Source organism: Roseateles sp., assembly GCF_039595595.1.
Taxonomy (GTDB): Bacteria; Pseudomonadota; Gammaproteobacteria; order Burkholderiales; family Burkholderiaceae_C; genus Roseateles.
Genome location: NZ_JBCNLG010000012.1, coordinates 105,275 through 127,247, shown reverse-complemented (window position 1 = coordinate 127,247; position 21,973 = coordinate 105,275). Strand labels below are relative to the sequence as shown.

The window sequence follows — 21,973 nt, the reverse complement described above, 5'->3', positions numbered from 1 at the left end:
GGCCCGCGCTACTCGCGGGCCATCTGGCCGATGCGCAGCCGCCGCGCCTCGATGGCCGCGTCCAGGCGTGGCATCACGTCGACGAAGCGGCTGTCCTTGGCGACGGCGAAGTGCACGCCTTCCTCCACCAGCGGCCGTTCGCCAATGACCAGCGCCTGCGCATCGGCGCCCGCCGCGCGCAGCCGCGCGCGCATGGTGGCGGCCGAGGCATTGCGGCTCGTGACCAGCAGCACGTCGCAGCGGCCGGCCTGGAAGGTGCGCAGCCGCTGCGCGAGATCGCCGGCCACGTACTCGGTCTCGACAGGCCGGCGCGCGGCGTCGTCCAGGTCCGCGCCGTAGCTGGCCTGGCGCGAGCTGCACACGGTCAGGCCGCGCAGGTCCTCGGGCCGGCGCGCCTGGACCGCCTGGCCGCGCCGGCCGATGGCCCAGACGGCGCCGCGGAAGACCTGCGTCGAAAAACGCCAGCGCGCCGCGCGCGCCTCGGTCGGGCTGACGCCGAAGCCCATCGCCTCGCCCTGCTCGACCATCATCAGCAGGCGGCTGAACGGCACCGGCACGAGCGTCCAGCGGATGCGGGCCGGCTGCTCGATGAGCCGCAGCAGCGGCGTCACGAATTGCGGATCCACCGCCTCCGACAGCGCCAGGGGGATTTGCAGCGGCTGCGCGTCCTGCGCGGCGCCGGCCCAGGCCCGCGAGGCCCCGAGCGGCGACAAGGCCGCGCCCGCGCAGAATCCCCGCCGCGTCACCCCGGCGGGTGTGGACGCGGCCTCCTCTCGTTCAATCCCTCGATTCATCGTCTTTCTCGTTGCTGCACCAGGCCGGACCCGTCCGGCGCGGCGAATCATCGCGCACTTCAATGGCTGCGAGATGACCCGCGGGGGCGATGCGTTCGTACCGGACAATCGGCGGCTTTCGCGGCGCCACCAGTTGGCCTCACCACCCGGCGCCGCCTTCGGCCGTCCCCTCTGTCATGACGATTTCCACGCCTCCTTCCCCCTCCCCCGCGCCCGACACGGGCGGCCCCGGCGACCACGACACCGGTCCCGGCGGCAACAAGCTGCTGTGGTGTCTGCTGTTCGCGGCCGTCGTCTTCGCGGTGCTGCGGCCGATGCCGCCGCGCGACTGGCTGGCCCTGATCGACTGGCAGACCATCGGCGCGCTGACCGGGCTGCTGGCCATCACCCAGGGCGTGGAGCGCAGCGGCGTGCTGCAGTCGGCCGCGCGGGCGCTGCTCGCGCGCACCGGCAGCGCCCGCCAGCTCGCCCTGCTGCTGTGCGCGGTGGCCGCGGCGCTGTCCGCGCTGGTCACCAACGATGTCAGCCTGTTCCTGCTGGTGCCCCTGACCCGCGAACTGGCCGCGCAGGCCCATCTGCCGCTGGCCCGGCTGGTCGCGCTGGAGGCGCTGGCGGTCAATGCCGGATCGTCGCTGACGCCGATCGGCAATCCGCAGAACCTCTACCTCTGGCACAAGTCCGGCGAATCCTTCGGCGGCTTCATCGCGATGATGGCGCCCTCGGTGGGCGTGATGCTCGCGCTGCTCGTGGCCACCATCCTGATCACCATGCCCCGCGCGCCGATCAAGCTGGCGGCGGACCCGCGCAGGACGCCGACCCGGCCCGGGCTGCTCGCGCTCTCCGGCGCGCTGTTCGTGGGCTTCGTGCTGGCGCTCGAGCTGCACCAGTGGGCGCCGGCGCTCGCGGGGGTGCTGGCGGTCTATGCGCTGTGGCACCGCCAGGTGCTGCTCAAGCTGGACTGGGCGCTGCTGGCGACCTTCGCGCTGATGTTCGTGGTCCTGCACCAGCTCGCGGCGCTGCCGCAGGTGGACGCGCTGATGCGCGCGCTGCCACTGGACCAGCCGCTCGTGGCCTACCTGACCGCCATCGGCGCCTCCCAGGTGATCAGCAACGTCCCCGCCACGCTGGTGCTGGCCGACGCGGTGCCCAACGTCGCCGTGCTCGCGATCGCGGTGAACGTGGGCGGCTTCGGCTTCGTGGCGGGGTCCATGGCCAACCTGATCGCGCTGCGGCTGGCCCGCGTGCCGGGTGCGCTCGGCACCTTCCATCGCATCAGCCTGCCCTTCCTGGCCGTGTGCGCGCCGTTGGTGGCCTGGCTGGCCTTGTGAAGGGGGCAGACCCTGACGCCCATTCGCGGTGACGACTTGGTGCGGCGTCAATGAGATATTCGCGACATGCCGCCAACGCCCAAGAGCGGCGAAGGAGAGTCCGTGAGTCGCCTGCCCGGCCGCTGCATCAAGCTGCTGATCCTGTGCCTGTTGCTGGCCGGGGCCTGGCGAGCCGGCTGGCCCGCCCCGCCCCAGGCGCCAGAGGTCTCCACGCGGATCTCCCGGCAGATCGCCCCGCAGATCTCTCAGTACGCCCACTCCTCGTGGACCGCCCGCGACGGCGCGCAACTCGGTCTGGTCTTCGCCTTCGCGCAGACCCATGACGGCTATCTGTGGGTGGGCGGCTCCTATGGGCTGTTCCGCTTCGACGGGCTGCGGTTCGTGCCCTGGCAGCCCCCGAAAGGCCCGGCGCTGCCGAGCAATCCCTACGCCCTGTTGGTCTCCCGCGACGGCACGCTGTGGATCGGCACCTTCAACGGTCTGGTCAGCTGGGATGGCTCGCGCCTGACCCGTTACCCGGAGACCGATGGCTGGCTCGTCACGTCCTTGATGGAGGACAGCGAGGGCACGGTCTGGGCCGGCCTGTTCTCGACCCCCGGCCAGCTGTGCGCGATCCGCGATGGCCGGGCGCGCTGCGACGACGCCCAGGGCGGTTTCGGCTTGTTCGTGTGGAGCCTGGCGCAGGACAGTGCCGGAACCTTGTGGGCCGGCGCCGAATCGGGTCTCTGGCAGTGGCGGCCAGGTCCGCCGCGGCGCATCGACACGCCCGGCGCGCGCCTGGGCGACCTGAGCCTGACCCCGGACGGGCAGCTGCTGGCCGGCATCCGCGGCGCCGGGCTCAAGCGCCCGGCCGGCGGCCAGCTCCTGCCCTACCCGCTGCGCAGCGCCACCGGGGCGGGCGCGCTGCTGTCCGATCACGACATCAAGTCCAACAAGCTGCTGCGCGACCGCGACGGCGGCCTGTGGATCGGGACCGAAGGCCACGGGCTGCTGCATGTGCGCGAGGGCCAGGCCGACGCCTTCACCCGCGCCGACGGCCTGTCCGGCAACATCGCGTGCAGTCTGTTCGAGGACCGCGAAGGGAACATCTGGTACGGCAGCGACAAGGGCGTGGACCGCTTCCGCAAGCTGCCCATCGTTTCGCTGTCCAAGGCCCAGGGGCTGCCGCATGAGGCGACGAGATCGGTGCTGTCGACCCGGGACGGCAGCGTCTGGGTGGCCACCGACGAAGGCCTGGCCCGATGGCAGGATGGCGGCGTCGCTGTCTACAAGGAGGCGCAGGGACTGCCGGACGCCCGCGTGCAGTCGCTGTACGAGGACCACGACGGCACGCTCTGGGCGAGCACGGCCCGAGGGCTGGCCCGGCTGGACCACCCGGCGCCGCGGCCACCTTCCCGCGCCGCGCGGCGCCCGCCGGCCGAGCGCTTCGAGCGCGTCGACGGCGTGCCCGGCAAGGAGATCTACTCGATGACGGGCGACGACGCGGGCAACCTCTGGCTCTCGGTCAACGACGGCCTGGTGCGCCTGCATCAGGGACGCTTCGCGGAAATCCTGCCCTGGTCCGCCTTCGGCCGCCGGCAGCAGGCCAAGGTCATCGCCGCCGACCGGGGCGGCCTGTGGCTGTCCTTCTGGCAGGACGGCGGGGTGATGCGCGTCAAGGACGGCAAGGTGCTGGCCACCTACACCGCCGCGCAGGGCCTGGGGGCCGGCCACGTGGCGGGCCTGCGCGTGGCGGCGGACGGCACCGTCTGGGCCGCCACCGAGGAAGGCGGGCTCAGCCGGATCAAGGACGGCCGCGTCACCACGCTCACCGTGGCCGAGGGCCTGCCCTGCAACACCATCCACTGGTCCATCGTCGATGACGACGGGGCGACGTGGTTGTACACGGCCTGCGGGCTGATCCGGATCCAGCGCGACGACCTGGCCGCGTGGGAGGCCGATCCGGGGCATCGCGTCGCGCCCAAGGCGTGGGGCGGCTCGGACGGCGTGCCGCTGCTGGCGCTGACCGCCGCCTACTTCAACCCGCCCGTGGCCAAGGCCAGCGACGGCCGGCTCTGGCTGGCCTCGGGCACCGACATCCAGGTGCTGGACCCGGCGCACCTGCCCGTCAATCCGCTGCCGCCACCGGTCCACATCGAATCGCTGGTGGCCGACCACCGGTCCTACGCCGTCGCGCCCGGCCTGCGCCTGCCGCCCAAGGTGCGCGACCTGACCATCGAGTTCGCGGCCCTGAGCCTGGTCGATCCGAAGAACACGCGCTTCCGCTACCGGCTCGACGGCCATGACACCGACTGGCAGACGGTGGTCGACCGCCGCCAGGCGACCTACACCAACCTGCCGCCCGGCGCCTACCGCTTCCGCGTGAAGGCGGCCAACAACAGCGGCGTCTGGAACGAGGACGGCGCGCAGCTCGCGTTCACGATCGAGCCGGCCTTCCACCAGACCGCCTGGTTCCGGCTGCTGGCCCTCGCGCTCCTGATCGCGCTGGCCTGGAGCGCCTTCCAGATCTGGATGCGCCTGCGCATCCGCCGCGTGCGCCGGCAGTTCGAGGCGACGCTCGAAGCGCGCGTGGCCGAGCGCACGCGCATCGCCCGCGATCTGCACGACACGCTGCTGCAGCGCTTCAACGGGCTGCTGCTGCAGTTCCAGGCCGCATGCAACCTGCTGCCCGACCGGCCCGGCGAGTCCCGGCGGGTGCTGACCGCCGCCATCGATCAGGTGGCCGAGGCGATCACCGAAGGGCGCGACACGGTGCAGGGCCTGCGGTCCGCGGCGACGGCGGCGAACGACCTCGCGCAGGCGCTGCGCGATCTGGCGGCAACGCTCGCGCGCGAACGGGAACGCGGGCGCGCCGTGCCGGTGCACGTCGAGGTCCACGGGGCGCCGAGGCTGCTTCGCCCCGAGGTGCGCGACGAGGCCTTCTTCATCGCCGGCGAGGCGCTGCGCAACGCCTTGCGCCACGCCGAGGCGGCGCAGGTCGACGTCGAGATCCGCCATGACGAGCGGCAACTGCGCGTGCGCGTGCGCGACGACGGCCACGGCATCGATCCGGCGGTGCAGCAGGCGGGCAGCAAGGCGGGACACTTCGGCCTGGGCGGCATGCGGGAGCGGGCCGAGCTCCTGGGCGGGCGGCTGACGGTGCGCAGCGGCGCGGGCGCCGGCACGGAGGTGGAGCTCAGCGTGCCCGCGGCGCGGGCTTATAGTCCCTTTCCGCAGGCCCGGTCATGGTTCCCGTTCAAGAGGCCCCCGGCCCGGGAGATAGCCCAATGATTGAAGATCCAAGCCGCATCCAGGTGCTCTGCGTCGATGACCATCCCATCGTGCGCCAGGGGATCGCGACCCTGCTGTCCGTGGAGCCCGACATGGCGCTGGTGGCCGAGGCGGCCAACGGCCGCGAGGCGATCGAGCAGTTCCGCGCCCACCGCCCCGACGTCACGCTGATGGACCTGCAGATGCCGGGCCTGGGCGGGCTCGATGCGATCGCGGCGATCCGCGCCGAATTCCCGGACGCCCGCATCATCGTCCTCACCACTTACGTCGACGACGTCCAGGCGCAGCAGGCGATGCAGGCGGGCGCGCTGGGCTACCTGCTGAAGAACGCGCTGCACAAGGAACTGCTGGACGCCATCCGCGCGGTGCACGCGGGCCGCGTCGCCCTGCCCTCCGAGACCTCGTTCGAACTGGCCGGGCAGATCACCGTCGACACCCTGACGCCGGCGGAGATCGGCCTGCTGCGCTTCATCGCCCAGGGGGACGCGTACGAGGAGATCTCCAAGGTCCTGGGGCTGCGCACGGCCGTGGTCGAAGGCCAGGTGCGCGGCATCCTGTCCAAGCTGGACGAGCAGGAACGGGCACGCGCGGCGGCGAGCGACCTCCACCAGGGCATGCTCGAGACCGAGCGCGCCGCGCGCCATGCGGCCGAAGCGGCCAACCGGGCCAAGAGCGAGTTCCTCGCCGGCATGAGCCATGAGCTGCGCACGCCGCTCAACGGCGTGCTCGGCTACGCGCAGCTGCTGTCCATGGAAGGCGGGCTGAGCGCCCGGCAGGCGCGCGGCCTGGAGACCATCCAGCAGAGCGGACTCCACCTGCTGGCGCTGATCAACGACATCCTGGACCTGGCCCGCATCGAGGCGGGCCGCACCGAGCTGACGCTCGCGCCGGTGGACCTGCCGGAGCTGCTGCGATCGGTCGTCAACCTCATGCGCATCAAGGCGGAGGAGAAGCAGCTGGCCTTCGCCTTCGAGGCCGCGGGCGCGCTGCCGCCCGCGGTGATGGCCGATGGACGCCGGCTGCGCCAGGTGCTGCTGAACCTGCTGGGCAACGCCATCAAGTTCACGGACACCGGCACGGTGACGCTGCGCGCCGGCGCGCAGCCGCAAGGCGGCGGCCAGGTGCTGCTCAGCCTGGACATCGAGGACACCGGCATCGGCATGCGGGCGGAGGACCTGGATCGCATCTTCGAGCCCTTCGTGCAGGTCGGCAGCGCGCAGCGGCGCGCCGGCGGCACGGGCTTGGGACTGGCCATCACCCGCGCGCTGGTGAACGACATGGGCGGCCGCGTGAGCGTGAGCAGCGCGCCCGGCGCCGGCACGCGCTTCCACCTGGAACTGCCGCTGACGCCCACCGACGCCGGCACCGGTACCGGCTCCGGCACGGGTTCCGCGCACGGCGCGGCGGGCGGCGTGCCGCGCTACCTCGGCGCGCCGCGGCGCGTCCTGATCGTCGACGACGTGGCGGCCAACCGCGCGCTGCTGTGCGACTTCCTGTCGGACGCCGGTTTCCAGGTCGACCAGGCGGGTGATGGCGCCGAACTCGCGGCGGCGGTGACCCGGTTCCGCCCGGATCTCATCCTGATGGACAGCATGATGCCGGCCCTGGACGGCGTCGAGGCGACGCGGCAATTGCGCGGTCATGCCGAGACGGCCACGGTGCCGGTGATCGCGATCTCGGCAACGGCCACGGCCGAGCATCGCGCCGCCTGCCTGCGGGCCGGCGTGAACGTGTTCCTGACCAAGCCGGTGTCGCTGGGGGCGCTCCAGACGCACATCGGCGAGCAACTGGGACTGCAGTGGCTGGAGCCGCCATCCGGCCTGGGATGACCGGCGCCGCTTCCGAGGACAATGCCGGGCTTCGTCCCGAATGACCGCTTCGACCATGACCCTGCCCGAGCCCCTCTCCCAGACCCTCTCGCAGCCGCTCGTCCACCACGCTCCTGGCCACGCCCCTCGCCACGCGCGTCCTCAGGCGGCGGGCGGCCTTCCCTTCCACCACGGTCTGGCCGCGCCGCGCTGCGCTGTGGAGTGCACGCCATGAGCGCGGCCGACGCCATCCGGGTGCTGATCGCCGATGACCACGCGCTGGTGCGCGAGGGCCTGCGCAAGGCGCTCGAGCTGGAGGACGGCATCGCGCTGGCGGGCGAGGCGGCCTCGGCGCCCCAGGTGCTGGAGCGGCTCGCCGAGGGCGGCGTCGACCTGGTGCTGCTGGACCTCTTGATGCCGGGCGCCAAGGACGTCGACCTGATCGAGCGCATCCACCAGGCCCATCCCGACCTGCCGGTGCTGGTGCTGACCATGCACGCGGACCCGCATATCGCCAGCCGCGCGATGGAGGCCGGCGCCCGCGGCTACCTGACCAAGGACATCTCCACCGATCTGCTGATCGATGCCGTGCATCAGGTCGCGGGTGGGCGCACCTACGTCGATCCGTCGCTGAGCGCCGAACTGATCCGCCCGCGCGCCAAGGCGCCGGAGCCGCTCGAGTCGCTCTCGCCGCGCGAGCGGCAGGTACTGGTCGCGCTGGTGCGCGGCAAGTCGCTGGTGGAGACGGCCGCGGAGCTCGACGTGGCCCCGAACACCGTCAGCACCTACAAGACGCGGCTGATGGACAAGTTGAACCAGGCTTCGCTGAGCGATCTTGTCCGCTATGCCATGCGTCACGGCCTCGTCGACTGACTCGACGGACTCGGCGGCGCCGGCGGCCGGCCGCCGTGTCCCTGCCCGCACCGGCGCCTGGCGCCTGGGCCGCGCGCTGGCCGCGCTCGCGATGCTGCTGCCGCTGATCCTGGCCACCGCGGGAGCCGCCCGCGCGGCCGAGCACATCGTGCTGGCGTCGTACCAGGAGCGCGAGGGCCTGCTGAGCCTGACGCCGACCTGCCTGCTGCAGGACCGTCAATCGACGGTCTGGATCTGCACCGAGAACGGGCTGTTCCGCTTCGACGGGTTCCGTGTCCGGGCCGAGCCGCTGCCCGCGGCGATCGGCACGTCGCTGTGGGGCGGGCGCATGGACCCGTCGGGCCGCCTGTGGCTGACGACCGAGCGGGGCGTGTTCGTGCGCCAGCCGTCGGTGCCCGCGCCCGACCGCCGCGACCTGCTGGAACCGGCGCAATGGGTGACGGTCGCGCGTCCCGATGGCTCGCCGCTGGACGTGTTCCATGCGCAGCAGTTCGACGTCGACGGCAATGGCGAGATGGTCGCCTACGACCGCGATCACCGCTACTGGACCGCCACCGTCGACGTCCACGCGACGGGCACCGTGGCGGCCCGCCTGCTGCCGGTGCCGGCTCATGCGCGTCCGCGCGGCACGCCGTTCGTCGACTCGAGTCCGCTGCGGCTGGTCGGCGGCCGTCTGTGGTTCGGCTGCGGCGCCGGGCTTTGTTCGTGGGACCGGCAGCAATTGGAGGTCAGCCGCTGGGCAGCGCCGCAGGGCCTGCCGGAGGACACCTGGGCCACGCTGTACGTCGGCCGCGACGGCAGTCTCTGGGCGCGCGGGCGCAACCGCCTGGCCCGGCTCGCGCCGCAGGCCCAGCGCTTCGAGGTGATCGCGGCCCCCCCTCCGAACCGCGCCTGGGAGGCCTCCAGCCCGATGGTCGAGGACGCACAGGGGCGGCTGCTGGTCTCGACGGAGCACGGCTTCGCGCGCTGGGAGGGGCAGACCTGGCGCGAATGGACGCGCGAGGAAGGCCTGCCCGACGCGGCCGTGCGCGTGCTGCTCAGCGACGCCTCGGGTTCGCTGTGGGTGGGCGCGTCCGGCCAGGGCGTGCATCGCTGGATCGGCTATGGCCAGGTCGAGCACTGGACCCGCGAGTCGGGACTTCCCTCCGGCGTCGTGTTCCGGATCCTGGAGGACGGCAGCCGCCGGCTGTGGGCGTTCACGCGCCGGGGCGTGGCCTGGTTCGACCCGGCGCGGCGCCGCTTCGTGCCGGTGGGCGAGACGCTCTCCGGTCCGAGCGCGCTCGACGGCGCCGCGGTGGATGCCGCGGGTAACCTCTGGTGGTTGAACAATGGCCGCCTGATGACGATCAAGGCCGGCACCACGGCGCCGCGCGAGGTGCTGCGTGACGAGACGCTGCTCATCCTGATGGGCGGGCATGGCGGCTCGCTCTACCTGGCCAGCGGGGACCGCGTGGAGCGCCTCACGCCGGGCGCGGCCGGCCGCGGCCCGAGCCGGACCCTGGTCGCCGACGGCGTGCCCGACGGGCAGCCCCCGATCGAAGTCTTCAACGACGGCACGGCGGACTGGTTCGTCGATACCGGCTGGCATCTCCATCGCGCCGAGGGCGGCCGCTGGCTGCCGATGCTGGACGACCGGGGTGGCCGCGTGCAGGGATCTTCGCCGGTCATCGCCGAGGGCCGCCTGTGGGTGATCGACCGCGAGGGCATCGCCATGTACGCGCTGGCCGGTGACCGGGCGCATCTGCTGCGGCGCCTGCCGCGCGCCTCCTTCGGCGGCGCCGACCTGATGTGGCTCGAGCGCGGTCCGGGGGACGGGCTGTGGCTGGGCACGGACCGGGGCGTCTTCCGGCTCGACGGCGAGGGGGGCTGGCAGGGCCTGCTCGATCGCACCACCGGCCTGGTCTGGAACGACACCAACAGCGACAGCTTCCTGATCGACAGCGCCGGCGACGCCTGGGTCGGCACCAGCGCCGGCCTCACCCGCGTGTTGCCGGGCGGGCGGCTGACGCCGTCGCCGGCGAAGCTGCGAGCCGACCTGCTCGAGTTCGGACCGCTGCGCTTCGACGCGCCGCCGCGCGACCCGGTGCCCTGGCAGGCGCGGCAATTGCGGGTGACGCTGGGAACGCCGGCGTTCACGATCGCGCGCGCGCTGCGCATCGAATACCGCCTGTCGTCGGAAGCCGCCTGGCGCGGCAGCGAAGGCGCCGTGATCGACATCGGCATGCTGGACGCCGGCTCGCATGTGCTGGAGGTGCGCGCCGCCCCGCGCGTGCCGCTCGAGCCGCCCGGCGAGGTGCTGCGGCTGCCCTTCGTGATCGCGCCGCCCTGGTGGAACTCCGCGGGCGCGAAGCTGGCCGCGCTGGCCGCGCTCGCGGCGCTCTACTGGACGCAGACGGTCTGGACGCAGCGCCGCGCCCGCCGGCGCCGACGCGAATTGGAACGCGCCATCGCGCTGCGGACCGAGGAGCTGGAGGCGTCGCAGGCGGCTTTGCACCGGCTGAGCGCGCACAACGCGATGGCGCTGGAGGAGGAGCGCAAGCGTGTGTCGCGGGAGCTGCATGATGAGCTTGGCCAGCAACTGGCCGCGCTGCGGCTGGAGATCTCGGTGCTGCGCTCGCGCGCGGCCAAGGCGTCCCCGCCGGGGACCGCGCAGCTGGACCTGCTGCACGAACGGGTCGATGGCCTGATCGCCACGATGCGCAGCGTGGTCTCGCAATTGCGCCCGCCCGCGCTGGACGGCGGGCTGAGCGCCGCGCTGCGCTGGCTCGGCTCGGAGTTCAGCCGCGACACCGGCGTACCCTGCGCGATGTGGATTCCGCCGGAGGCCAATCACCTGAGCGCCGAGGTCGGCACGCTGATGTTCCGGATCGTCCAGGAGTCGCTCAACAACGTGCGCCGTCACGCGGGCGCCTCGCACGTGGACTTGCGGCTCAATGGCTACGAGGGCGCATGGACGCTCACCGTCCGGGATGACGGCCGCGGCTTCGATCCCGGCGTCCGCTCGGCGGGGCATGGCCTGCTGGGCATGCAGGAACGCGCGCGCCTGATGGGCGGCACGCTGCATATCGTCTCGGCGCCCGGTCAGGGCACGGCGATCGAATTGCGGGTCGTTCCAGGCGCGCCGCTGGCGCCGCCTTGAACGCTGACATCGGCGCTGACATCGGCGCTTGAGGCAGCGGTGCCCGCGGCCGCCGCGAAGGGATCGTGGAAGGCCACCTGGTTGCGCCCCGCGCGCTTGGCGCGATAGAGCGCCTGGTCCGCGGCCTCCAGCAGCCGCTCGTCGTCAAGGAGCTCCGCGTCCAGCATCGCTGCGCCGAACGAGCTGGTCACCACGCCGATCACGGTCGGCGCGCGGCTGATGTCCACCTGCAAGCGGCACAGCCGCCGGCGATCGTCCGGCTGGCTCAGGTCCAAGCCCGGCAGCACCAGGCAGAACTCCTCCCCGCCCAGCCGTCCCACCGCGTCGTAGGGCCGCACCGTCCCGGCAAGCCGGGCGGCGAAATCCTTCAGCACGGCATCCCCGGCCGGATGGCCGTGGGTGTCGTTGACTTGCTTGAAGTGGTCGATGTCGACGATCGCCAGTGTCAACGGCGTGCGTTCGCGGCGGGCGCGGATGACCTCGCGCCGCAGGATCTCCGTCAGCGCGCGCCGGTTCCACAGGCCGGTCAGCGCGTCGCGGCTGGCCAGTTCCTCAAGCTGCGCGCGCGAGGCCTCCAGTTCGCGCGTGCGCTCGCGCACCAACTGCTCCAGCCGGACCTGCCGCTGACGCCATTGATGGCGCCGCCACAGGTAGGCGCCGAGCGACAGCGCCAGCAGCCCGCACGCGCCGAGCGCCCGCGCCCAGGCCGTGCGCCACCAGGGCGGCTGCAGCGCGAACCCGAAGGCGGCCGGCTCGGAGTGTCGGCCGGTCTCGGGATCCGCGAGCCGGACCTCGATCCGATAGGCGCCAGGCTCCAGGCCGGCGAGTTCGATCTCGGGACTGGTGGACGCGACCCAACCCTCGTCGCGCCCCGCCACGCGGTGCTCGATGCGCAGCGCGCGGTCGCTGAACTGCAGCGTCGCCACGCGAAGCTGGATGCGGTCGCGCGCCCAGGCCAGCGTCTGGCCGTCGGCCACCGGCACGCGGGCGGCGCCGCGCGTCGCGCCCATCAGCACCGGCCGCGGCATGGCCGCCGCGAAGACCGCCGAGGGATCGATCAGCCGCGACAGGCCGCGGCTGGTGCCGATCCACAGCGAATGGTCGCGGTCCTCGTACAGCGCGTAGCCGGAGGTGTCGTTCCAGACCAGTCCCTGCGAGCGGTCGAGCAGCTTCCAGCGCGTGCCGTCATGCGCGACCAGGCCGGCATCCGTGCCGAACCAGAGCCAGCCGCGGCTGTCGATCAGCAGCGACATGATCAGCCGCCCCCGCAGGGCGGGCCCCTGCAGCGCTTCGATGGTGGGCTCGGCAGCGGCGGGAGCCCGAACCCGCCAGGTGTGGCCGGCCTCGCTGGCCGCGGCCACGGTGCCGTCCGCACCGCAGGCGACGAACTCGGCGCCGCCATCGATCGGCAGCGAAGGCAGCCAGTGGCCGTCGCGGTACCGGGCCAGCGCGCGATGACCCGCGAACCACAAGGTGCCATCGGGCGTCTCGCACAGGTCGGCCAGGCCGGCCTGCTCGCCGCCGGGAGGCGCCTCGATGGATGGCGCCTCGCCCAATCCCGGCGCCGCCCAGCGCCGCAGCTTGCCCGGCGTGAGCACCCAGAGCGAACCATCCCTGGCCGTCAATGCACGGTTGAATCCATCCTCGGCCCCGCCGGGCGTCTTGAGGGCGCCCGGCAGCACCCGCGCGCCGCGCACGCGATGAAGCACCGCGACGTCCGTCGCCGCCCACAGTCCGCCCAGGCCATCCGGCGTCAACTGAGCGACGTCGCCGGCATGCGGGAGGGGCACCCGGCGGAAGCGGCCCTGCGCCGCGTCCAGGACCGCCAGTCCCCGCCCCGTGCCGACGTACAGAGGATCGCCCGCGGGCCCGCCCGCGCTGGCGCCACCGGCGCGCTGCATCGTCCAGACCACGCTGCTGGGCAAGCCGTCCGCGTCCGTCCAGGCTTCCCAGCGTCCATAACCGCGCCATTGCAGCAGTCCGGTCCCGCGCAGTCCCAGCCAGAGCCCTCCTTCCCGATCGCTCAGCAGCGCATGCACCCGGCCGTCGCCGGGCAGGCCCTGCGGCTTGCCGAAGAACTGCCAGCCCTGCCCTTGCCAGCGCAGCACGCCATGCTGGGAGGCAGTGAGGATGCGGTGCGAGGCGTCCTCGACCAGCGGATAGCGATGCATGGGATCGCCGCGATCGCTGGGGGCCGTGCGGTTGATGAAGGCCTCGGCGCGCGCGGGCAACTGCAGCGTGCCTTGCGTCGAGCGCGCCCAGATGCTCCCGTCGCTGGCCTCGAGCAGCGCATGCCACTCCTGGCGCGGCACGCCGCCGCGCGGCCCCCATTGCCGGAGCTCGCCCCGATGCCAGCGGCAGATCGCCTCGCCGCAACCCATCCAGAGGGCACCGTCCCGCGCCAGCATGACGCCGGCGAGCCGCCCCAGCTCCGGATGTCTGGCCAGTTGCGCGGCCGTCATCACCGCGTCCGACGACCAGGTGCCGGCGCGCGGGTCGACACTCACGTGGCGCAGCCCGTCCAGCGTGACGAACCAGGCCTCGTCGCCGCGGGCGGCGATCGCGGCGGGCGAATCCCCCGTCAGCTTCACGTCGCGGGGCAGCACGCGCTCGAGCCGGCCGTCATGCCACCACCACGCGCCCGACTCGGACAGCACCCACAGGTGGCCGCCGGCGCTGGCCATCGAGATCACCCGCCGCAGGGCCTGCGTGGCCACGCGCTCGATGCGCTGGCCGTCATGGCGGTACAGGCCGTTGTCGGTGCCGATCCACAGAAAGCCCTGCGCATCCTGCTGCAGCGCATTGAGCGCGAGATTGCCCAGGCCGTCCGGCTGTCCGAACTCCTGCAGGTTCATCTGCTCGCCGCGCGCGGCCGGCGATCCGGCGATCGCTGCCAGCAGCCATGCGGCGCGGGCGATCGCGCGGCACCACGCGTTCCTCATGTCTCTCCGCCTGTGGTCTTTGGCGGCGAGCTTAGCGAGACGCCGTCCGCCCGCACGCGCGCGGCACGGCCGCGCCGGGCCAGCCAGTGAATAAATGCCTCGAAGCGCGAGCCGCGTGAGGCCAAGGCGCGCGGGGTTCGGCGACGGTGACGTGTCTGTGAAGGCTTGCCACACCCTCCTCGACAGAATGCCGCTGGCGCCTGCACCCCCGCAGCGCCCCGGCTTCTGAATTCGACCGTAGTAACGAGATGACCTCACCAGCGATCCGCGTCGTTGACTTGACGACGCGTCTTGGCGATGCGGCGCTGGCCCAATGCGCGAGCACCTCGCCGGATGCCCGGGGCCTGCGCCTGGTGCGCCCGGGCGCCATGCCGCACGGCCCGTCGCTCGAATGGGTCAAGCCGCCCGGTCATCTCGACGGCCTGTCCGCGGGCAACGGCCCCGACGGGCTCTTCCTCCTCGTGGGTCCCGGTTCGGTCCGGGCTGCCACGCAGGCCCTGCGGCTCGCGATCGACGCCGGTGTGCGATGGATCCGCGCGCTGCTGGCGCCCAACGCGCTCATCGAGGAGACGGCGCTGCAATCGATGCTGCGCCGCGACGACGACGCCACGCGCCTCTACCGCCTGCCTGACAGCAGCGCGGAGACGCTGTGGTTCGTGCTGATCGACGAGAGCAACCGCCTGTCAGGCCCAACGGGCCTGACGTCCTTTCCTCCCCCTGACCTCAAGAAAGCACTTATGAGCAACCTGCAACAGTCGATGACGACGGCCATGACGATCGACGGCGCCCTCGCGGCCGCCCTGGTGGACTTCCGCAGCGGCATGTGCCTGGCCCAGGCCGGCACGGGCCTCAACCTGGACCTGGCCGCGGCCGGCAACACGCAGGTCGTGCGCGCCAAGCTGCAGACGATGGAGTCGCTGGGGCTGCGCAAGAACGGGATCGAGGACATCCTGATCACGCTCGCCGACCAGTACCACCTGATCCGGCTCGTGCCCAACAACGCCGGGCTGTTCCTCTACCTGGTGCTGGACCGGGCCAAGGGCAACCTCGCGCTGGCGCGCTACAAGCTGACCGAAATCGAACGCGGCCTCAAGGTCTGAGCGGCCGCGCCTCCTCAGGAGCATCCCCATGCGATCGATCCCCCAGTGGCTGGCCGCCTTCACCGCGGCCACGGCCTTCAGCGCCGCCTTCGCGGCCGAGCCCGCGGGCTCCGGCACCATCCTGCTCGGCCAGGTCGCGCCGTTCAGCGGCCCCTCGGTCAAGCTGGCCGAGGAATACAACCTCGGCGCCCGCACCTTCTTCCAGGCGCTCAACGAGCACGGCGGCGTCAACGGTCAGCGCATCGAGCTGCGCACGCGCGACGACCGCTACGTCCCCGCCGAGACCGCACGGCTCGCCAAGGAGCTGATCTCGCAGGACGGGGTCTTCGCGCTGTTCGGGACCGTGGGCACCGGCACGACGCTGGCCGCCCTGCCGGTCGCCGTGGCCGAAGGCGTGCCGCTCTTCGCGCCGTCCACCGGCGCCGAGGCGCTGCGCACGCCCTTCAACCGGCTGGTGTTCCACATCCGCGCGGGGGATCACGAGGAGGCGGACTATCTCGTCGAGCAATTGGCCGTCAGCAGCCTGCGGCAGATCGCCGTCTTCCATCAGCGGGATGCCTACGGCAAGGCCGGCCTGGAGGCCGTGACCAAGGCGCAGGACAAGCGCGGCTTCAAGATGGTGGCCATCGCCTCGGTCGAGCGCGATGCCACCGACGTCGCCGCGGCCGCCCAGGCGCTGCTGGCCGCCAAGCCGCAGGCCGTGGTGCTCGTGGCCTCCTACACGTCCAGCGCCGCGCTCGTGAAGGCGATGCGCAAGCTGGGCTACACCGGCCAGTTCGCCGCGACCTCCTACGTCGGCGGCAAATCGCTGGCCGACGAACTGGGCGCCGAGGGCAACGGCCTGTGGATGGCCGACGTCGTGCCCTTCCCCTGGAGCGACAGCACGCCACTGCAGCGCGAGTACAACCAGGCCATGCAGCGCGCCGGCGTGCCGCATCGCAGCTTCGGCTCGATGGAGGGTTACCTGGCGGCCAAGGTCTTCGCCGAAGGCCTGCGCCGCGCCGGACGCGAGCCCAACCATGCCCGCTTCATCGCCGCGCTGGAATCGATGCAGGGCTGGGACGCCGGCGGCTTCCGGATTTCGTACACGCCCAGCGATCACAGCGGCACCCATCGCGTCGAGATGACGATGATCGGGCCCGGCGGCCGCTTCGTGCATTGATCGACACATCGGCACGGCGGGTTACATCTTGTAGGGATTCCATGACAGCCACTGCGCGAAATGTGGACAAATTCACAGCGTTGCAACCGGGTGTCTTGTAGAGTTTCACCTACGTTGTCGTTGTAACCCTACAGGAGGGCCGATGTTTCTCGCGAATTCCCCCATTTCCGCCCAGAGCCGGCCGACCGAAGTCGATATCGAACTGGACCTCACCCGCCCTGCCGCTACTGCTGCTACCGCCGCTGCGGCGCCGCAGGCGGCGTGGGTGGATCCCGTTCACAGCGACTCCTGCTGGCGCTTCGGCTCCTGCACGGTCCGCCCGGCTTGCCGCGAAGTCGTCGTGGCTGGCGAATTCCGTTACCTGCAGCCGCGTCCGTTCGACCTGCTGGTGCATCTGATCGAGTGCCGCGATCGCGTGGTCACCGCCGATGAACTGCTCGACGCCGTCTGGGGTGAGCAGGAAGTCCAGCCCGGCGCGCTCAGCATGGCGATCGCCCGCGTGCGCGCCGTGCTGCAGGATGCCATGGATGGCCGTGGCGAGACCATCCGCACCTATCACCGGATCGGCTATCGCTTCGTCGCGCCCATCGAGGGCGACATCATCGCAGCCGCGGGCTGAAGCCCCGCGCAGGACGCATCGGAGGCGGCACAGGATGGGGCGGTCACGTCCCATTCGATGCGATCACTGCTGCCTCGATCGTCCCGCGCCTGCAGCGTGACGCGGCCGGGCTTGAGCGCGACGGACCAGGTGGCGACACGGTCGATCACCGGCACCGTGCCCGCATCGAGGCCGTTGACCTGCAGCGTCGCCCGCGTGCCATTGCCATAGGCCTTCACGAGCACCGTTCCCGCAAGCCGCGGGCTCGCCCGGCGATTGGCCAGATGCAGCACCGGCGCGCGTTGCCACCAGGCGCGCCACAGGTGATACGCGTCCTTGAGGAAGCGCCGGTCATAGGTGATGAGACCCTTGTCGTTGAGGCCGGGCACATCGCCCTCATTGCGCCCGGCGGAGGCGTGATCGAAGCCGAGCCACACGAAATTCGCCCACACGAAGGGCCGCGTGGCGAGCTGGCGCGCATACGCTTCATGGAACAGCGCCTGGTACTGCTCCGGATGCCAGCGGCCGCCGGGCTGCGGGCGCCGCGGCGGGTCCTCCTGCTGCAGCACGCTGCCGCCGGCGCCGAACTCGCTCAGCGCGATCGGCTTGCCGGGCAGGCGCCGATGCAGCTGATCCAGCCACGGGCCGATGTCGTCGAGCCCGCCGTCATACCAGCCCCAATAGCGGTTGTAGGCGGCCAGGTCGGTCTGCAGCGCCATCGGATGGTCGTCCGCCGCGCAGCAGTGCGCGTAGCTGGTCGGGCGCGAAGGATCTTCCCGGTGGGCCACTTCATGCAGGTGGGCGAGCAAGGCGCGCACCGGCTCATCGCTGCGATAGATCTCGTTGCCGATGCCCCAGACGGCCACCGATGGATGCTGCCGGGTCTGCCGCACGAGTTCGCGCAGTTGCCCGTCGAGCTGGTCCCGGAACGCCGGCGTCTCCCGCATCGCCGCGTTGAAGGGAATCTCCGTCCAGAGCAGCAGGCCGAGCTCGTCCGCGCGCTCGTAGACCCGCTGCGGGTGCTGGTAGTGCACCAGCCGCAGGCCGGTGACGCCCAGGTCCGTAAGCAGGCGCAGGTCCTCGTCGATCTCCGCGTCGCCGACCGCCACGCCACGTCCAGGCCGTCCGGGATGGAAGTAGTTGACGCCTTTCAGCGCGTACGGCTTGCCGTTGAGCAGCAGGCCCCGGTCAGGATCGACGGCGATGTGGCGCAGGCCCACCGGCAATTGGACCGTGTCGATCACGGCGGCGCCGCGTCGCAGCTCCACGCTGAGGCGGTACAGATACGGATCCTCCACGCCCTGCCAGCGATGCGGCGCCGGCACGCGCAGCGCGGCGTCCGACAGGCGCGCGCCCCCGCCTTCAAGCCGCAGATCCTGGCGCGCGCGGTCCACCACGCGGCCGCGCGCGTCGCGCAGCGTCACCAGCACACTCCCCGCTGCCGCCGCGTCGCCATCGTTGCGCAACTGAACGCGCACGCGCAGACGCCCTTCGCGTGCATCGAGGGCCTGCGTCTCCACCGCCACGCCGGGGCCGCCGTGATCCATCAGCTCGATGTGCAGCGGTGCCGTCTCGATCAAGCGGACCGGGCGGATCAATCCGCCGTAGACGGTGAAGTCGCCGCCCAGCGGGGCGACGCCGGGCAACTCGCCGTTGTCCACGCGCACCGCGATCAGATTCGGTCCAGGGCGGAGGAAGGCCGAGATGTCCAGCCGGAAGCGCGCGTAACCGCCTTCATGGCGTCCGGCGTGCCGGCCATTGACCCACACATCGGCCGCGAGCGTGGCGGCGTCGAACTCGAGATAGCGGCGCCGCTCGCGCGCATCGGCCGCGTCCAGATCGAGGCCGCGCCGGTACCACGAGGCCCCGCGCCGATAGGCGCCGCCGCGCTCGCCATCGACGCCGTTCCAGGTGTGCGGCAGCGTGACCCGGGACCACGCGCCATCGTCGAAGGCCGGATCGGCGGCGGCCGGGATGTCCTCCGGGAGGAATGCCCATCCGTCGGACAACGGCGTCGACAGCCTCTGTGCATGGGCCGCCGCGCAGAGGGACAGCAACAGCGCACCCATCGTCCATGCGGCGCCCGCGCGCCGCTGCAGCGTGATCAAGCCGTTCATCGGAAGATCCGCTGCGAGAACTGGTACAGGTTGTCGCTCCAGCTCTCGCGGTCATGGCCGCTGGCATCGACGTTCCAGACATGACGGATCCCTTGCTCGAGCAGGTCGCGGTGCACCCGCTGAGAGACGCTGATCAGCCCGTCCCGGTTGCCGCACGACAGGTACAGCAGCGCGAGCTGGCGGCGCAGCGCGCCGGGATCGGCGAGCAGTTCCGCCGCGGGCCGCGTGTTGGGCGCGGCGGAGAAACCGCCGATCCACGCGAAGGTTTCCGGATGGGCCAAGCCGATGTTGAGCGCCTGTCCGCCGCCCATCGACAACCCGGCCAGCGCGCGGTGCCGCGCGTCCGCGCGGACCGGGTACGCGGCCTGCACCGCGGGAATGAGGAAGTCCAGCAGGTCGCGCTCGAACTTCGCGAAGCCCGCCGCATTGGCCTCGGTGAACACCTGATCGGGCGGCGGCACGCGGTCGTCGGGCAATGCGCGGCCATTGGGCATCACCACGATCATCGGGACCGCGCGGCCCTCGGCGATCAGGTTGTCGAGGATGGCATGGGCGCGCACATAGCCGGTCCACTCGTGCTGGTTGCCACCGATGCCGTGCAGCAGGTAGAGCACCGGATAGGTCCGCTCCCGCGAATAGCCGGCCGGCAGGTACACCAGCGCCTGGCGCGCTCCCCCGGTGACACCGGACTGATAGCTGAACTCCTCGACCCGGCCCAGGGCCACGCCCGGGCGCGCCGTGTCGAAGCCGCGCGGCGGCTCGGGCATCGCCCGCACATCGTCGGCCGCCAGCACCACGGGCCGGCCGAAGTTGGCGCGAGCCGATTCGGGGCTCACGCTGTCCGCCTGCCGCGCATGCGCGGCGGCGGCAGCCATGAGAAGCAGAACCGCGCAGGCCTGCGGTTTGAAAGATCGGCGTGTCATAGGAAGTCCAAAGCGAAGTCCAAAACGAAGTCCAGAAAGAAGGTCGGATAGCAATGCGGCCAAACCAGTATCTCAACGGCCGGTTGTGGTCTTACCGGTGAAAACACCGACATTTGGTCCGACCAATTTGAAACGATTCGAATCAAGGGAAGTCCCGGGCTGGGGATGACAACCCTGTCTGCCATAAACTGGTCAGACCTCTTGGACGGACCCTGATCGTGAATCTGCCCCTCACGCCTTCCTCCGCCGCCGGCGCCTTGGCCGGCAAGACCGTCCTGATCACCGCGGCCGCACAGGGCATCGGCCGCGCGAGCGCGCTGGCCTGCCTCGCGGCGGGCGCCGAGGTGATCGCGACCGACCTGGCGGCCCCCGGCCTGGACAGCCTGCGGGAGGAAGCCGGGGCTGCGGCGCGGCTGCGGACCGCGCCGCTCGATGTGCGCGACGACGCCGCCATCCAGGCGCTCGCGCGCCAGTTGCCGCGGCTGCAGGGGCTCTTCAATTGCGCCGGTTTCGTCCATCACGGCTCGGTCCTGGACTGCGACGAATCAGCCTGGGACTTCAGCATGGACCTCAACGTCAAGAGCATGTGGCGGATGCTGCGCGCCTTCCTCCCCGGCATGCTGGCCGAGGCCGAGCGCACCGGTGGCGCCTCGGTGCTGAACATGGCTTCGATGGCCTCGTCGGTGAAGGGCTTCCCCAACCGTTGCGTCTACGGCGTCAGCAAGGCGGCGGTGATCGGCCTGACCAAGTCGGTCGCCGCGGACTTCGTCAAGCAAGGCCTGCGCTGCAACGCGCTGTGCCCCGGCACGGTGGACACGCCCTCGCTGCGCGGGCGCATCGCCGCGGCGGCCGATCCGGCGCAGGCCGAGCGCGACTTCATCGCACGTCAGCCGATGGGCCGCCTGGCCACGGTGGACGACATCGCGCCGCTGGTGGTGTTCCTGCTCAGCGACGCGTCCCGCTTCATCACCGGCCAGGCCGTCAGCGTCGACGGCGGCGTCACGATCTGAGCGCCGCGGCCCGATCCGGCCCCTCCGATCCCTTCCTGCAAGGACCTTCATGAAACTGCTCCGCTATGGCCCGCCCGGCCAGGAACGCCCCGGCCTGCTCGATGCCGACGGCCTGGTGCGCGATCTCTCCGAGCACGTCGACGACCTCGCTGGCGACGTGCTCACCAGCGCCGGCCTGTCGCTGCTGCGTCAGCTCGATCCCGCCGCCCTGCCCCGCGTGGCGGGCGTCCCGCAGCAGGACCTGCGGCTGGGGCCCTGCGTCGGCCAGGTCGGCAAGTTCATCTGCATCGGGCTGAACTACGCCGACCACGCCGCCGAGTCCGGCCTGCCGGTGCCGCAGGAGCCCGTGGTCTTCGCCAAATGGACCAGCGCGATCAGCGGTCCCGACGACCCGGTGCGCATCCCGAGGGGCTCGATCAAGACGGATTGGGAGGTCGAGCTGGGCGTCGTCATCGGCGAGGGCGGCGCCTACATCGACGAGGCCGACGCGATGAAGCATGTCGCCGGCTATTGCGTCGTCAACGATGTGTCCGAGCGCGAATGGCAGCTCGAGCGCGGCACCCAGTGGGACAAGGGCAAGGGCTGCGACACCTTCGGCCCGCTCGGTCCCTGGCTGGTCACCGCGGACGAGATCCCCGATCCGCAGCGGCTGGGCCTCTGGCTGGAGGTGGACGGCCATCGCTACCAGGATGGCAACACCCGCACGATGGTGTTCGGCGTGGCGCAGATCGTCAGCTACCTGAGCCGCTTCATGAGCCTGCAGCCGGGCGACGTGATCTCCACCGGCACGCCGCCCGGCGTCGGTCTGGGCCAGAAGCCGCCGGTCTTCCTGAAGCCGGGCCAGACCATGCGCCTGGGCATCGACGGACTGGGCGTGCAGACGCAGCGCACCGTCGCCGCCTGAACCCC

At 71.8% G+C, this 21,973-nt stretch carries 14 protein-coding genes; 10 read left to right on the top strand and 4 right to left on the bottom strand.

The window, feature by feature from the left end:
• Window positions 1–8 precede the first annotated feature (8 nt).
• Window positions 9–794: a transporter substrate-binding domain-containing protein gene (locus ABDW61_RS15825; RefSeq protein WP_343639979.1), complete on the bottom strand. Its 786-nt coding sequence runs from the start codon at window positions 792–794 to the stop codon at window positions 9–11.
• 176 nt (window positions 795–970) lie between these two features.
• On the opposite strand from ABDW61_RS15825, the gene ABDW61_RS15820 reads away from it, so the two are divergent.
• The 5 genes from ABDW61_RS15820 (at window position 971) to ABDW61_RS15800 (ending at window position 11,212) form a co-directional block, all read left to right on the top strand.
• Window positions 971–2,122, top strand: coding sequence for an SLC13 family permease (locus tag ABDW61_RS15820; protein ID WP_343639977.1), 1,152 nt, complete (start codon window positions 971–973; stop codon window positions 2,120–2,122).
• Between the two features lie 102 nt (window positions 2,123–2,224).
• Window positions 2,225–5,392 carry a two-component regulator propeller domain-containing protein gene (locus tag ABDW61_RS15815; RefSeq protein WP_343639975.1) on the top strand — a complete coding sequence of 1,056 codons (3,168 nt, stop codon included), beginning with the start codon at window positions 2,225–2,227 and terminating at the stop codon, window positions 5,390–5,392.
• Window positions 5,389–7,221 (top strand): response regulator, encoded by a 1,833-nt coding sequence (locus ABDW61_RS15810; RefSeq protein ID WP_343639973.1) that lies wholly within the window; start codon window positions 5,389–5,391, stop codon window positions 7,219–7,221. The genes ABDW61_RS15815 and ABDW61_RS15810 overlap by 4 nt, the downstream gene beginning before the upstream one ends.
• Window positions 7,222–7,431: 210 nt before the next feature.
• A complete protein-coding gene (locus ABDW61_RS15805; protein ID WP_343639971.1) occupies window positions 7,432–8,073 on the top strand; it encodes a response regulator transcription factor in 642 nt (213 codons plus the stop codon).
• Window positions 8,045–11,212 (top strand): histidine kinase, encoded by a 3,168-nt coding sequence (locus ABDW61_RS15800; protein ID WP_343640042.1) that lies wholly within the window; start codon window positions 8,045–8,047, stop codon window positions 11,210–11,212. The genes ABDW61_RS15805 and ABDW61_RS15800 overlap by 29 nt, the downstream gene beginning before the upstream one ends.
• On the opposite strand, the gene ABDW61_RS15795 is transcribed toward ABDW61_RS15800, so the two are convergent.
• Complete coding sequence (locus ABDW61_RS15795; protein ID WP_343639969.1) at window positions 11,155–14,154, bottom strand: diguanylate cyclase; 3,000 nt, start codon at window positions 14,152–14,154, stop codon at window positions 11,155–11,157. The genes ABDW61_RS15800 and ABDW61_RS15795 overlap by 58 nt on opposite strands.
• A 737-nt stretch (window positions 14,155–14,891) precedes the next feature.
• On the opposite strand from ABDW61_RS15795, the gene ABDW61_RS15790 reads away from it, so the two are divergent.
• The 3 genes from ABDW61_RS15790 to ABDW61_RS15780 all read left to right on the top strand — a co-directional run bounded on the left by ABDW61_RS15790 (window position 14,892) and on the right by ABDW61_RS15780 (window position 17,035).
• Window positions 14,892–15,254: a hypothetical protein gene (locus ABDW61_RS15790; RefSeq protein WP_343640040.1), complete on the top strand. Its 363-nt coding sequence runs from the start codon at window positions 14,892–14,894 to the stop codon at window positions 15,252–15,254.
• A 28-nt stretch (window positions 15,255–15,282) separates the two neighbouring features.
• Window positions 15,283–16,416 (top strand): ABC transporter substrate-binding protein, encoded by a 1,134-nt coding sequence (locus ABDW61_RS15785; protein WP_343639967.1) that lies wholly within the window; start codon window positions 15,283–15,285, stop codon window positions 16,414–16,416.
• Between the two features lie 142 nt (window positions 16,417–16,558).
• Complete coding sequence (locus tag ABDW61_RS15780) at window positions 16,559–17,035, top strand: winged helix-turn-helix domain-containing protein (protein WP_343639965.1); 477 nt, start codon at window positions 16,559–16,561, stop codon at window positions 17,033–17,035.
• Here the strand turns inward: ABDW61_RS15780 and ABDW61_RS15775 are convergent.
• On the bottom strand, window positions 16,984–19,131 hold the full coding sequence (locus tag ABDW61_RS15775) for a glycoside hydrolase family 2 TIM barrel-domain containing protein (protein WP_343639963.1): 2,148 nt from the start codon (window positions 19,129–19,131) through the stop codon (window positions 16,984–16,986). The two genes, ABDW61_RS15780 and ABDW61_RS15775, sit on opposite strands and share 52 nt — an antisense overlap.
• Window positions 19,128–20,006: an alpha/beta hydrolase-fold protein gene (locus ABDW61_RS15770; RefSeq protein ID WP_343639961.1), complete on the bottom strand. Its 879-nt coding sequence runs from the start codon at window positions 20,004–20,006 to the stop codon at window positions 19,128–19,130. Before ABDW61_RS15770 ends, ABDW61_RS15775 begins: the two co-directional genes overlap by 4 nt.
• A 266-nt stretch (window positions 20,007–20,272) precedes the next feature.
• Here ABDW61_RS15770 and ABDW61_RS15765 point away from each other — a divergent pair, with 266 nt between their 5' ends.
• Both ABDW61_RS15765 and ABDW61_RS15760 read left to right on the top strand, forming a co-directional pair.
• Window positions 20,273–21,064 (top strand): SDR family oxidoreductase, encoded by a 792-nt coding sequence (locus ABDW61_RS15765; protein ID WP_343639960.1) that lies wholly within the window; start codon window positions 20,273–20,275, stop codon window positions 21,062–21,064.
• A gap of 49 nt (window positions 21,065–21,113) precedes the next feature.
• Window positions 21,114–21,968 (top strand): ureidoglycolate lyase, encoded by an 855-nt coding sequence (locus ABDW61_RS15760; RefSeq protein ID WP_343639959.1) that lies wholly within the window; start codon window positions 21,114–21,116, stop codon window positions 21,966–21,968.
• Window positions 21,969–21,973 lie beyond the last annotated feature (5 nt).